At 73.8% G+C, this 11,968-nt stretch carries 12 protein-coding genes; 4 read left to right on the plus strand and 8 right to left on the minus strand.

Annotation, left to right across the window (positions count from 1 at the left end):
* Both SOM13_RS13965 and SOM13_RS13970 read left to right on the plus strand, forming a co-directional pair.
* The gene (locus SOM13_RS13965) at positions 1-465 is read left to right on the plus strand and encodes a prevent-host-death protein (protein WP_320480068.1); all 465 of its coding nucleotides are present in this window, start codon (positions 1-3) and stop codon (positions 463-465) included.
* 280 nt (positions 466-745) lie between these two features.
* The gene (locus tag SOM13_RS13970) at positions 746-1,375 is read left to right on the plus strand and encodes a hypothetical protein (protein ID WP_320480069.1); all 630 of its coding nucleotides are present in this window, start codon (positions 746-748) and stop codon (positions 1,373-1,375) included.
* Positions 1,376-1,471: 96 nt separating this feature from the next.
* On the opposite strand, the gene SOM13_RS13975 is transcribed toward SOM13_RS13970, so the two are convergent.
* From SOM13_RS13975 to hxlB, 5 genes are all read right to left on the minus strand, one after another.
* Positions 1,472-2,269 carry a transglutaminase family protein gene (locus SOM13_RS13975; protein ID WP_320480070.1) on the minus strand — a complete coding sequence of 266 codons (798 nt, stop codon included), beginning with the start codon at positions 2,267-2,269 and terminating at the stop codon, positions 1,472-1,474.
* A 245-nt stretch (positions 2,270-2,514) separates the two neighbouring features.
* Positions 2,515-3,453, minus strand: a complete 939-nt coding sequence (locus SOM13_RS13980) for a phospholipase (protein ID WP_320480071.1) — start codon at positions 3,451-3,453, stop codon at positions 2,515-2,517.
* Positions 3,454-3,829: 376 nt separating this feature from the next.
* On the minus strand, positions 3,830-4,105 hold the full coding sequence (locus SOM13_RS13985; RefSeq protein WP_320480072.1) for a DUF1653 domain-containing protein: 276 nt from the start codon (positions 4,103-4,105) through the stop codon (positions 3,830-3,832).
* Between the two features lie 235 nt (positions 4,106-4,340).
* Complete coding sequence (hxlA, locus tag SOM13_RS13990; RefSeq protein WP_192060937.1) at positions 4,341-4,961, minus strand: 3-hexulose-6-phosphate synthase; 621 nt, start codon at positions 4,959-4,961, stop codon at positions 4,341-4,343.
* Between the two features lie 55 nt (positions 4,962-5,016).
* The gene (gene hxlB, locus SOM13_RS13995; RefSeq protein ID WP_320477367.1) at positions 5,017-5,613 is read right to left on the minus strand and encodes a 6-phospho-3-hexuloisomerase; all 597 of its coding nucleotides are present in this window, start codon (positions 5,611-5,613) and stop codon (positions 5,017-5,019) included.
* Between the two features lie 101 nt (positions 5,614-5,714).
* On the opposite strand from hxlB, the gene SOM13_RS14000 reads away from it, so the two are divergent.
* Positions 5,715-6,590, plus strand: coding sequence for a LuxR C-terminal-related transcriptional regulator (locus SOM13_RS14000; protein WP_192060935.1), 876 nt, complete (start codon positions 5,715-5,717; stop codon positions 6,588-6,590).
* A 206-nt stretch (positions 6,591-6,796) separates the two neighbouring features.
* Here the strand turns inward: SOM13_RS14000 and SOM13_RS14005 are convergent, their stop codons facing one another.
* Positions 6,797-8,497 (minus strand): glycosyltransferase family 39 protein, encoded by a 1,701-nt coding sequence (locus tag SOM13_RS14005; RefSeq protein ID WP_320480073.1) that lies wholly within the window; start codon positions 8,495-8,497, stop codon positions 6,797-6,799.
* A gap of 403 nt (positions 8,498-8,900) precedes the next feature.
* Here SOM13_RS14005 and SOM13_RS14010 point away from each other — a divergent pair, with 403 nt between their 5' ends.
* The gene (locus tag SOM13_RS14010) at positions 8,901-9,554 is read left to right on the plus strand and encodes a galactosyltransferase-related protein (protein ID WP_320480074.1); all 654 of its coding nucleotides are present in this window, start codon (positions 8,901-8,903) and stop codon (positions 9,552-9,554) included.
* Between the two features lie 237 nt (positions 9,555-9,791).
* On the opposite strand, the gene SOM13_RS14015 is transcribed toward SOM13_RS14010, so the two are convergent.
* Entirely contained in the window at positions 9,792-11,315 is a 1,524-nt protein-coding gene (locus SOM13_RS14015) for a glycosyltransferase (protein WP_320480075.1), read from the minus strand.
* The coding region (locus SOM13_RS14020) for a glycosyltransferase (RefSeq protein WP_320480076.1) at positions 11,312-11,968 on the minus strand (657 nt) is incomplete at its 5' end. The genes SOM13_RS14015 and SOM13_RS14020, both read right to left, overlap by 4 nt.

The raw sequence follows: 11,968 nt of genomic DNA on the forward strand, positions 1-11,968 counted from the left end.
ATGAGCCAGACGATCTACAGCCTCTCGCGCACCCGTCGTTCCTCAGACCTGAGCAAGCACTCGGCGGAGGTCTTCGCCGAAGCGGAGGATCACCCTGTGACGGTGACGCGTCGCGATGGTGAGGCGCTCGTGCTGATGTCGCAGCGCGAGGCCGTCGGGCGAACGCGGCTCCTCGACATCGCGGCGCAGTTGATCACGGCCACGCTCGACACGGAAGGCTCCCTGAGTGAGCGGATGTCGCGATCCTTCCCGTGGATGCTCGCACTGTCACCCGCCGACCGCGAGACATGCGCGCGCGATCTCATCGACGCCGCGCGCGCCTCGTTCTCGACCGACCAGTCTCATCTCGTCACCGTCGAGTTGACCGCCTGGAAGGAGACGGCCACGGCTGTGGCGGCAGGGCTCGGCCGCGAAGATCTCCAGTGGTTCGACGACGGGGTCGTCCACTCCGTCGAGCGGCCCTAGGTTTGGCGGGCCGCAAGAGGGGCGACCTGGTTCCACGACCTCCGAAGAAGATCGAGTACGAGATCCGGTTCACGAACCACCCGAATGAGACCAAGTGACGATCGGCCGGTCCTCTCCGCCAGCCTTCTCGCCCGGCGCCTTCGTGGCCTCGAACGAGACCCCAGCACGTCGCCGAGACCCCGGAGCGCGAACTGGGGTCTCGGCGAACTGCTGGGGTCTCGGCGGCTGGTCGGCGGCTGGTCGGCGGTTCGCGCGGACACCTGCGTGACTACGGTGAGGCATGACGTTCTTTCCCGCGGTCGTGCCGTCCGACGACGACGAGGTCCCGTCGGAGTCGTACCGGGCTCCCGAGTGGGCCGCGCCTCCTACCGGCTGGCTTCCTTCGCGCATCGGGGTGTCGGCGCTGCTCGCCTCGACCGACGATGTCGCCATCACGATCAGAGGCCTCGCCGTGTACCCGACGGGCGTCGCGCTGGACGTCGACTGGTCGCTCCGCAGCCGGGGCCAGACACCTCGCGAGTGGGCTGACCTGTCCGACCGCTTCGAAGGCGGACGCTGGCGGCCGGGCAGAGCCGACCCGGCTCGAGGCATCCGGTTCGGCGTCGCTCTCGCCGACGGGACGAAGGCCCTGACCGAGGTCGGTCACGGCCACCATCACTTCGGTGACGATGCCGTGGTTCCCGACCCGCCCCTCCTGACCCTGAACGAACACGGCGGCACGGGCGACGACGAGCTCTTCACCACGTCGGCCTCGCTGTGGCTCTGGCCGCTGCCATCCGCCGGCGCGCTCGATCTCGTCGTGAGCTGGCCCGAGTTCGACGTCGCCGAAGCGCGGCACACCCTGGACGCCGTCGACTTCGCGATCGAGGCGGCGAGAGCCCGTCCGCTCTGGCCGACTCTCACCGACTGAGGGCAGCCGCGCGAGACCCCAGCGAGTCGCTGAGACCCCAGTGCGCGCAGAGGGGTCTCGGCGAGGAGCTGGGGTCTCGGCCCGTGCGCCGCAGGCTCAGCCGAGGCTGACGAACTGCGCGACGTCGTCGGTCGGGAGCTCGTCGACGACGGCGGTGACGCGCATGCTCGCGACCGTCACCGCGCCTCCTCGGCTCGACAGGAACGCCGTGTCGGACGCGTCGCGCCCGGTCGCGATCCGCACCAGCGACTGCCGCGGGGCCAGCGCCGTCGCGTCGACCACGTGCCACCGCCCGTCGACCCACGCCTCGGCGACGGCGTGGAAGTCCATCGGCGACAGCCCCGGCGCGTAGACCGACACGAGCCGCGCCGGCACATCGAGCGCCCGCAGCAGTGCGACGACGAGGTGCGCGTAGTCGCGGCAGACCCCCCGACGGTCGAGCAGCGTCTGCACGGCGCCGTCGGTCGGCGCGCTGGCCCCGGGCACGTACGCCAGGTGCGAGCCCACCCACGAGCTGACCGCCGCGAGCAGATCGCGACCGTCCAGCCCGGCGAACTCGGCCCCCGCCGTCGGGAACAGCGTGTCCGACTCGCAGTACCGGCTCGGCCGGCGGTATCGCACGAGATCGATCTCGTCGAGTTCAGGAGGCGCGAGACGGCCCTCGACGACGGCCCGGTAGTCGACGGTCACCCGCCCGGCCTCGACCTCGCACAGGTGCAGTCGCGTGCCGTGCCGGTCGTCGATCTCGCGCACCTCGATCGGCTCGCCGTTCTGCGTCACCGCCAGCGACTCGTCGACCACCCCGTCGTACAGGCGCGACACGGCGACCGACAGCACGAACTCGGCGGGCGCGGCGACGTCGAACTCGAGCAGGGCGGAGGCGTGGCGTCTCATGCCTCGATCCTGGCAGCCGCTGGCCCCTGCCGCGTGTCGCGCGTGTTACCACTCGGCGCACCGCCCGCAGCGCGCCGCCCCGCCCCGCCGCGCACCGCCCCGCCGTCGAGGAGTCACGACACGCCGCGGGCCCCCGAGGAGGCGCGGCGTGTCTTGACCCATCGAGCGCGGAACCGAGGGGGGCAGGCGACGAGAGACGCCCTCCCCCGCACGGGGAAGGGCGTCTCGCGAGCGCGCAGCGCGGCTCAGTACCAGTTGACCGCCTGGCTGTGCGACCACGCGGCGCACGGGCTGCCGTACGCGCGGTCGATGTAGTCGAGCCCCCACACGACCTGGGTGGTCGCGTTCGTGGCCCAGTCCGAGCCGGCCGACGCCATCTTGCTGCCGGGCAGCGCCTGCGGGATGCCCGTCGCACCGCCGTTGGCGTTGTAGGCCTTGTAGTTCCAGCCGGACTCCTTCGTCCAGAGCGAGACGAGGCACGAGTTCTGGTCGGCGCCCCAGCCGTAGTCGGACGCGGCGAGTCGCTGCGCGGTGGCCTTGGCCCCGGCGACGGAGTTGCCCTCGGCCAGCGACGCGGCGGCGGCAGCGGCGGCAGCGGCCTCGGCGGCCGCCTTCTCCTCGGCAGCGGCCTTGGCGTCCGCTGCGGCCTTCGCCTCGGCGGCGGCCTTCTCCTCGGCGGCCTTCTTCTCGGCGGCGGCCTTGGCCTGCTTGTCGACCTCGGCGGCGGCTGCCTGCACGGTCTGCGCCGTGCTCGCGGCCTCAGCGACCCGGTCGTCGACCGCGTCGGCGTCGAGCGACCGGTAGTCGTCGAGTGCGGCCAGCGAGGTCTCGAGCGCGCTCGTGTCGACCTTGCCGGCGGACGCGGCGACGACCTGGTTCGCGATCGAGATCGTCGACTTCGCCTTCGCGTGGCTGAGCGACTCGGCGATCGCGGCCTCCTGCTCCTCGACGTCGGCCGCGTGGGAGGCGGCGGTCACGCCGGTCGCGGGCCCGGACGTCGTGTACACGGCGAAGCCGGTGCCGCCGACGAGGGCGACGGCGGCGATCGAGCCGATGGCGACCAGCTTGCGGCGGGCGGCCCGGCGACGCGCGGTGGCCAGGGCCCGGCGGGTGGGGGGCACGGCGGTGGCGGCGGTCTCAGGGGTGGGCGGGGCGGGGGTGGTGCCGGGTGTCTCGAGGGGCATGAGGTCCTAGTGCTCGGCCGACCCGCGCCTCCTCGGTGCTCGCGAGGAATGCGCACCCCGGTTCTGACGACGGACTGGACACGTCGTCGACACCGGGGATCGGCGGTGGATTCCGTCGAGGCGGCTGAGCCTCGAGTCGTCCGCCCACGCTCCCGTGCGGACGGGCGTGCGCTCGGGCGAAGCGGCAAGTATGCAGAAGGTTCCTGATCATCCGCACAGAATCATCCTGCAGAGGGATGCGGGAGGCGCGGTGGAAGGAGACAGGAGGCGCGGTGAGGCACGACGGGGCACCGCCGAGCAGGTCAGTGCCGACCGGGGCCGTGCCGACCAGGTCCGTGCCGACCAGGGCGCCGCCGACCGGGCACCGCCGACCGGATCAGTGCTCGCGCACGAACCGCGGCCCGTCGTACCCGTCTCGCCGCACGTTCGCGACGAAGTCGTCGAGCGGGCGCACCCAGAACGAGTAGTCGTCGTAGAGCTTCCGGTAGAAGACGAGCTGCTCTTCGGTCTCGCTGTGCCGCCCGGTGCCGACGACCTCGTAGAGCGCGCCCTTGAAGTGCCGGTAGATGCCGGGCGAAGGGGCGGCACCGGGCGAAGGGGCGGCACCGGGCGAGGGCGCGGAGGTGGGCTCGGGGGTGATCGACTCGCTCATCACGATCACACTGCGACCACCCCGCACGGACTCGACTACGGCTCAGGTCCGCGCTAGTTTCGACCCCGGCGAGCCGAGAGGTGCGGCCGCCGGCAGCAATGGCGCTGACGACGGCCGTGCCTCTCGGCGAGCCCTGCGCACGCTCGTCGCCTCGACGCGGAACCCCCGCATGAGCATCGAACCCCGACGTGACAGGGTGCGATGCTCACGCGGGGGTTCGACGTGGTGCGGTGGATCAGATGGCGGCGCGGATCTCCGCAGCGGCCGCGGCGACGTCGTCCGCACCGTAGATCGCGGCACCGGCGACGGCGACCTGCGCACCGGCGTCACGGACCGAGCCGACCGACGACGCCTTGACGCCGCCGGCGACGGAGAACGGCACGCCCGAGGCCTTGCCGGCCTCGAGCAGCTTCTCGAATGTGAAGCCCTCTTCGGCCTGCTCGTCGAGACCGGCGTGCATCTCGACGAACTCGGCGCCGAGCTCGACGACCTCCTTCGCGCGGGCGGCCTTGTCGCTGACGCCGATCAGGTCGACGACGATGCCCTTGCCGTGGGCCTTTGCGGCCTTGACGGCACCGGCGATGGTGCTGTCGCCGGCCACGCCGAGCACGGTCACCAGGTCGGCGCCGGCCTTGAAGGCCTCGCCCGCCTCGAGCTCGCCGGCGTCCATCGTCTTGAGGTCGGCGAACACGATCTTGTCGGGGTGCGCCTCTTTGATGGCGGTGATGGCGCGGAAGCCCTCGGCCTTGATCAGCGGCGTGCCCAGCTCGATGATGTCGACGCTCGGTGCGGCGGCGGCGGCGAGCTCGAGAGCGGCCTCGGTGGTCAGGGTGTCCATGGCGAACTGCAGCTTCATGTGGTGCTCCTTCTATGAGGTGGGGTGGAACGGGATCCGAGGAGGCGCGGTGCGACTACTCGAGGTTGGCGTGCCGCGGCCAGAGGTCGTCGGCGTCGATGCCCGAGCGCTTCCACAGCGAGTGGAAGATCGCGTCGCCGACCAGCACGACGACCTGCTCGAACAGGCCGCCCGCGTACTGCGCCGACGCGTCGCCCGAGCGGTCGAGCTTCTCGGCCGCGGGGACGATGACGACGGCGGTCGCCAGCTCGGCCAGGGGCGACGAGGAGGCGGTGGTCACCGCGGCGACACGGGCGCCGGCCTCGGTCGCCGCCTCCGCCGCACGGACGATGCCGCCCGTCGTGCCCGAGCCGCTCGCCGTCAGCAGCACGTCGCCCTCGCGGATCGCGGGGGTGGTGACGTCGCCGACGACGTGCACGGTCAGCCCGAAGTGCATGAGGCGCATGGCCGTCATACGGAGGGCCAGACCCGATCGACCGGCGCCGTGCACGAAGACGCGGTCGGCGTCGGCGAGCAGCCCCGCGACGGCTTCGAGACCGTCGGGGCTCGTCTCGACCACGGCGCGGAGGGCCTGGTCGACCTCGGCGCGCACGAGGTCGAGCGCGTCGGCGGGTGCGGGTGCGGCGGTGTCGCTGGTGTCTGCGGGAGGCATGGGTACCACCCTCCTCGCCCGCACCTCCTGATGCGCCGTGCATCCGACGGGGTGTGACTATCCGTTCGGGTAGGTCGGGTTGTGGAGGATAGGTTGAGGCCATGCCCGACACAGCCGCCGCAGCAGCCGACACCGCCGCAGCCGACACAGCCCAGCCCCTCGTCGACCTGCCGTCGCCCGCGAGCCGGTCGCTCGTCGTCGAGCACGCCCGGTCGGTCGCCGAGCTGGTCGACCGGCAGGCCCTCACCCTCGAGTCGCTGCTCGCGACGCTCCGGTCGTCGCGCCTCGACGACCGCGCCGCCCGCACCATGGCCATCGACATCGCCGCCTCGGCCATGGTCGAGATCCGCACCGAGACCGATCACCAGCGGTCCCTGCTGCTCGAGCCGGTCGTCGGGGCCTTCGCGCGCCTCCGGAGCGATCTGCGACCACTCGTCCGCTTCGGCGACCTCGACGTGCAGTTCGTCGAGCCTCCGGCGACGGGGCGCGCGCTGCCCGGCGAGGTCGCCCACGCCGCCCGCGCCATCGTGCGGAGCGCCGTGCTCGCCCTCGTCGACACCGGAGACGCGCGGCGCGTGCGGATCCAGTGGGACTGCGACGGGCTCAACCTGCTGATGAGCATCCGCGACGACGGGGCCGGCGCCCTCACCGTGCGCGACGACTCGCTGCGGCCCATCGCCGAGCGGGTCACGGCGCTCGACGGCTCGCTCTCGGTCGCCTCGACGCCGGGGTGGGGGTCGGACGTCGCCGTCTCGCTGCCCCTCGACCCGCCGGCCGAGAGCGGGACGCTCGACGAGACCGTGGCGCTGAGCGGGCGCGAACGCGAGGTGCTGCGGCTCGTGGCGTCGGGGGCGCGCAACCGGGCGATCGCCGACTCGCTCGGGATCAGCGAGAACACCGTGAAGTTCCACGTCTCGAACCTGCTGCGGAAGGCCGGCGCCCGCACCCGGGCCGAGCTGACCGCGCTGACGCGGTAGCGCGGGCCGCACCGGACTGCAGGAGGCGCGGGTCGGCGGGAGGCGCGGCGCCGGCCGACCGCGCCGGCCAGCCGGCTCATCGCTACACCCGGTTTTCGGCGATACACCCCGATGAATGCGGGTGTCACGCCGAGAACGGGGTGTGGCGCCGGGGACGGGGTCCCGCGCCGGCGCGCGGGACGCGCGGCAGGCAGCGGCGCGCGGCGCTAGCGCTCGAGCTCGACGAGGCGGGCGCGGTGCGTGCTCCAGCTGCCGACCTCGGCGTAGCCGTCGCCCAGCAGCTCGCGCAGTCCCGACTTCGGCGACGTGCTGCCGTCGGCCGCGACGTACTCGACGAACCAGACCCGCGGAGCGTCGTCGAACCGACCGGCCGCGGCCGCCTCGGGCACCGTCAGCACGTCGTCGCGCCAGCCGTCGGCGTCGACGAACGGCGTCTTCAGCGTCACGTCGCGCAGCCCCTCGAACCCGTCGGGGTAGGTGTGCAGTGCGAGACGCGGCTCGATCGACGGCTTGGGCGACTCGTCGAAGACGAGCGCGTCTCCGGCGACGGCGTGCTCGCCGACCAGGGCGCTGAGGTCCTGCCAGCCGGTCGCGTTCTTCGCGTACGGTCCGCGCTGGTCGAGCCACACGGGTGCGGCGAGCCCGACGACCACGGCTACGCCGAGGGCCGCGACGGCAGCCCGCCGCGAAGCGAGCACGTCGATGCCGATCGCGACGAGGATCGCCACGGCCGGAGCGCTGAACGACAGGTACCGGCCCGAGAACGCGGGCACGGCGAGGTTCAGCGCGAGCAGTGCCACCGCCGGCACGAACGCCAGGAGGAGCGCCGTCACCGTGAGGACGCCGCGCGGTGTCACCGAGAGGGCGGCCGACCAGCCGTCGCGGGCGCGGTGCAGCAGCCCGGCGGCGAGCGCCACGACGGCGACTGCGACGAGCGCCCAGGCGACGACGGCGAACCGGGTGTCGCCGAACCACAGCTCGACGAGCAGGGCGCGCGGGCTGGTCGTGTCGCGCCGCGCGAGGAACGACACCTGCCCCCGCTGGGCCACCGAGAACACGACGATGGGCGACACCGCGAGCAGCGCGACCACGACCGTCGCGACCCAGGCCCGCACGACGTCGCCGACCTCGCGCAGGCGCGCCGTGCCTCCCTCGGGGTGCCGTGCCGCGCCTCCTGCGGCAGCGGCCGGGCGGGCGTCGCGGGCCAGCGCGAGCAGCAGCAGCGCGTGCACCCCGACGATCAGACCGAAGTAGACGAACACGCCCACCCCCGCGCCGGCGAGCACGCCGTAGACGACCCAGTCAGCCCGGGAGGCGCGGTGCCGGGCGGTCACGATCCGCACGAGGGCCCAGGTGCTCCAGACCGCGAGGGCGGCCCCGATCGCGTACGACCGGGACTCGGTGCCCATCGAGGTGACGCGGGGCAGCACGGCCGCGACGATGCCGGCGATCACGGCGAGGCGACGGGTGCCGAGGCGGTCGACGAGGAGCACGACTCCGGCGACCATCGCCCCGACGGCGAGCGCCGAGGGCAGGCGGGTCGAGAAGGGGGAGGCGCCGAACAGGTCGATCCAGAAGTGCAGCCCCAGGTAGTAGAGACCGTGCACGGCGTCGATGTGCCCGACCATGTGGAACAGGCTCGGCAGGGGGCGCTGGGCCGACATGACGCTCGCGGCCTCGTCGCCCCAGAACGACGGGATCCACGAGCCGGCCGCGGAGATCGCGGCGGCCAGCAGGCCGAGCAGGACCGCGACGCGGACCGGCGGGCGGGCGGTGGTGGCGGTGACGCTTGTGCTGCGGGTGCTGCCGCCGGTGCTGGCGCCCCGATCAGCGGCGGCGGAGTGAGCCGATGCGGCGGGGTGAGCCGATGCGGCGGCGCCCGGGGAGGGGGTCGATGCGGGGGTCACGGGTGCCTCTCCGACCCGGGGTCGGTCCGCGAGTCGCGGCCGAGGCGGCCGACGGGCACCCGCAGGCCGAGGGGCGGACCGCGGAGGCGGCGCCCGGCTCGTTCCGGACGGTCGACCGCACGAGACGGCCGCCGCCAGGGTATCCACGCCGGCTGCGGAGCTCCTGCGGAGCGCGCCTCCTCTGCGCTTCGCGGCCAGCGCCTCCTGCCGCGGTGCTCGCGCCGTGCGGCGACTCCCGCCCATGAACCGCGTTCGCGAAGAAGAACCGCGCTGTATCGCGGTTCATCTTCGCGAACGCGGTTCTTCGCGGGGCGGAGCAGGGCGGAGCAGAGCGAAGCAGGGCGAAGCAGGGCGGAGCCAGCACCGGCGAAGCAGCCCACACCCGCGCCGCTAGGCTCGGCGGATGGTCACCGTCGTGCTCCCCTGGCGTCCGCAGCCCAGCCGCATCGCGGCCTTCGAGGTCGTCCGCGACTGGTACGCCGAGGCCCTGCCCGACGCCGAGATCCGCACCGTCGACTCCCCCGACCCCGTCTTCAACCTGGCCCAGTGCCGCAACCTCGGCGTCGCGGCCCTCGCCGACGACGAGATCGCCGTCATCGGCGACGCCGACACCCTGCCCCAGCGCGAGCCCCTCCTCGCCGCGATCGACGCGGCCCGCGACAGCGGCCGCGTCCACCTGCCCTACACCGAGTACCACTGGCTCGGTCGGGAGGGGACCACCCAGGCGGCTGCGGGGACGCCCCTCGAGCAGTGCGACTTCGAGCTCGTGCGAGGGGCGTGCTCGGGGGTGTACGTGACCCGCGCCTCCTCGTGGCGGAGTCATGGCGGGCAGGACGAGCGCTTCCGAGGGTGGGGCTTCGAGGACGCCGCGTGGTATCTCGCGCACAGCACGCTGCTGGGTGAGGCTCCGCGGCGTCACGAGGGCATGGTCTTCGCGCTGCATCACCAGGCGGAGGTGCGCGAGGGCCCGCAGTACGACGCGAACGCCGCCCTGATGGAGCGGTACCGCGAGGCCGCCGTCAGCCCCGACGCGATGCGCGCGGTCGTCTTCGGCTGACGCCGCGCGCCCCGCCCCGCGCCGCGCCCCGCCTAGCGCCCGCCCCGCGCACCCTGGTCAGAAGACGCCCCTCCGCGCCCCCAGAAGGGCCACTTCCGACCAAGGTGCGCCCAGCGCACCGCCCGCGCAACGCACCCTGGTCAGAACACGCCCCTCCGCGCCCACTGACGGGCCACTTCCGACCAAGGTGCGCGGCGCACCGAGCGCACCGAGCCGAGGAGGCGCGGGTCAGCCACGTCAGCGCCCCGCGGTCAGCGCCGTCGCGGCTCGCACCCTCCCCGGCACCTCGTTCAGCGACGAGGCGAGCGCGGCCAGGCGCGCCGCGGCGTCGGGCGCGTTCTCGTGGAGGGCGAGCACATGCCGCAGCGCCTCGACCAGCTCGCTCTCGGTGGCCGTGTTGGGCGTCAGCGCGACGCCGAAGCCGGTCCGCTCGAGCGCGGCGGCCCCCGCGAACTGGTCGGTCGAGAAGGGCAGCACGACGAGCGGCACGCCGGCGGTCATCGCCTCGGTCACGCTGTTGTTCCCCCCGTGCGTCACGGCCGCGGACGCCGCCCCGAGCAATCTGACCTGCGGCAGGAACTCCCGTACGAGCCAGTCGGACGGGATCTCGCCGAGGTCCTCCCGGGCGCCCGACCCCAGTGCGATCGCCGCTCGGACGCCGAGCGTGCGGAGCGCACCGGCCACGCGCCCGAGCACGTCCGAGCGCACCGAGAGGAAGCTCCCGAAGCTCACGTACACGAAGGGCTCGGCGGGTGCGGCGGGTTCCTGTCGGCGGGGGCGGGTCAGCGCTGACCCGCCGCCGATGACGGGAACCCGCCGAACCGCCGCGCCCTGGGCCAGCCAGGCCTCGACCTCGGGGTCGGCGGGCTCGGTGCGCACCGCCGAGCCGAGCCAGACGTGCGGCGGCAGGAGCTCCTCGCGCGCAGGGTCGGCCAGCTCGCCCGGGTAGTTGTAGAGCAGCAGCTCGCCGTGCTCGCCGAACGCGCTCGTCGACGGCGGCAGGTGCGGGGCCAGCTCGGCGAGCGCGGTGTTCCACTCGGCGGTGAACGACGCGTCGACCCGTTCGCAGAGCTCGCGCAGCCCCGCGATGCCGGCCGTTCCGTCGTCGCCCCGACCCGCGCCTCCTGCACCACCCGCGCCTCCCGCAGCACCGGCGCCGACACCCGCACCCGCGGCTCCCGCGGCACCGGCACCACCCGCAGCGCCGGCACCGCCGGCCGCACCGCCGGCCTCCGCCGCGAACGCCGCAGGCCACTCCGGCGGGCAGCCGTAGACCTCGTCGCCGACGGGCAGCGCCGTCGGGTGCCCGAGCACGACGTCGGCGTAAGGCACTCCCCCGGCGACGAGTGCGAGGCGGGCGCTGAAGGCGAGGTGGTCGACGATGATGCGGTCGGGCGCGACCGACTCGACGACCGCGAGCACGGCGCGGGCGGTCTCGACGGGCTGCCACATGAGGTCGGTGAGCCGCTCGCGAGCCTGGTACGACAGGGTCTCGATCATGCCGACGCGGGTCGCGTCGAAGAAGCCGCGCAGCGAGGCGTCCTCGTCGGCGACCTGCTCCTCCGCGCGGATGACGCCCGGGTTCGAGCCGCGACCGAGCTGCAGGTGCGCTCGTTCGAAGCCGAACGACTCGACGATGGAGGCGGTGGCCGGCCCGGTCGCCACGACCACCCGTTCGCCGCGCTCGCGCCATTCGGTGGCCAGGGTCGCCAGCGGCAGCAGGTGCGAGGCGTAGTCGGGGCTGATGACGAGCAGGGTCATCGGCTGCTCACGCTCCATTCGCGTTGTTCGAGCTCCTCGTGGTGCACGGTCTCGTACACGCCGGTCAGTGCTCGGGCCATGGCCTGGATGGTGAACGACCGCTCGACGGTATCGCGTGACCGGCCGGCCCGCGCCTCCGTCGTCTCGTCGCCCGCGGCCTCGAGCGCCTGGCCCATCGCGCTGCGGAGCGCGTCGACGTCCCAGGTGCGGGTGAGGTAGCCGGTGTCTCCCTGGCGCACGTAGGTCGAGGGCCCGCCGCCCTCGGGCGCGACGACGAGCAGACCCGAGCCCATCGCCTCGAGCAGCGCGATGCCGAACTCCTCTTTGAGGCTGCCGCAGACGTAGACGCCGCGGGGGGCCGCGAGCCCGGGCACCCCGAAGCGCGCGGCGGCGACCCAGCGGGCGACGGTGTCGTTCGGGCGATGCCCGGGCAGCAGCAGGCCGGAGGCGCGGTGCCGGTCGGCGGGGATGATCCCGTCGATGAGGTCGAGCTGCTCGCGCTCGTCGGCGCTCGGGTGCCGCAGATCGCCGCCGATCAGCAGCAGGTTCGCCCGGTCGCGCAGCGGCCCGGCAGCGTCGGCCGAGCCACCGCCGACCGCGCGCGCACTACCGCCCGCGCCGCCCGCGCCGCCGTCGCCCGCGTCGCCGACAGC

Source organism: Frigoribacterium sp. CFBP9030 (assembly GCF_034045195.1).
Lineage (GTDB): Bacteria > Actinomycetota > Actinomycetes > Actinomycetales > Microbacteriaceae > Frigoribacterium.

Excerpts from the sequence above, each read along its gene's own strand:
- SOM13_RS13965 (WP_320480068.1), top strand. The coding sequence starts at position 1 with ATGAGCCAGACGATCTACAGCCTCTCGCGCACCCGTCGTTCCTCAGAC.
- SOM13_RS13970 (WP_320480069.1), top strand. The coding sequence starts at position 746 with ATGACGTTCTTTCCCGCGGTCGTGCCGTCCGACGACGACGAGGTCCCG.
- SOM13_RS13975 (WP_320480070.1), bottom strand. The coding sequence starts at position 2,269 with ATGAGACGCCACGCCTCCGCCCTGCTCGAGTTCGACGTCGCCGCGCCC.
- SOM13_RS13980 (WP_320480071.1), bottom strand. The coding sequence starts at position 3,453 with ATGCCCCTCGAGACACCCGGCACCACCCCCGCCCCGCCCACCCCTGAG.
- SOM13_RS13985 (WP_320480072.1), bottom strand. The coding sequence starts at position 4,105 with ATGAGCGAGTCGATCACCCCCGAGCCCACCTCCGCGCCCTCGCCCGGT.
- hxlA (WP_192060937.1), bottom strand. The coding sequence starts at position 4,961 with ATGAAGCTGCAGTTCGCCATGGACACCCTGACCACCGAGGCCGCTCTC.
- hxlB (WP_320477367.1), bottom strand. The coding sequence starts at position 5,613 with ATGCCTCCCGCAGACACCAGCGACACCGCCGCACCCGCACCCGCCGAC.
- SOM13_RS14000 (WP_192060935.1), top strand. The coding sequence starts at position 5,715 with ATGCCCGACACAGCCGCCGCAGCAGCCGACACCGCCGCAGCCGACACA.
- SOM13_RS14010 (WP_320480074.1), top strand. The coding sequence starts at position 8,901 with ATGGTCACCGTCGTGCTCCCCTGGCGTCCGCAGCCCAGCCGCATCGCG.
- SOM13_RS14015 (WP_320480075.1), bottom strand. The coding sequence starts at position 11,315 with ATGACCCTGCTCGTCATCAGCCCCGACTACGCCTCGCACCTGCTGCCG.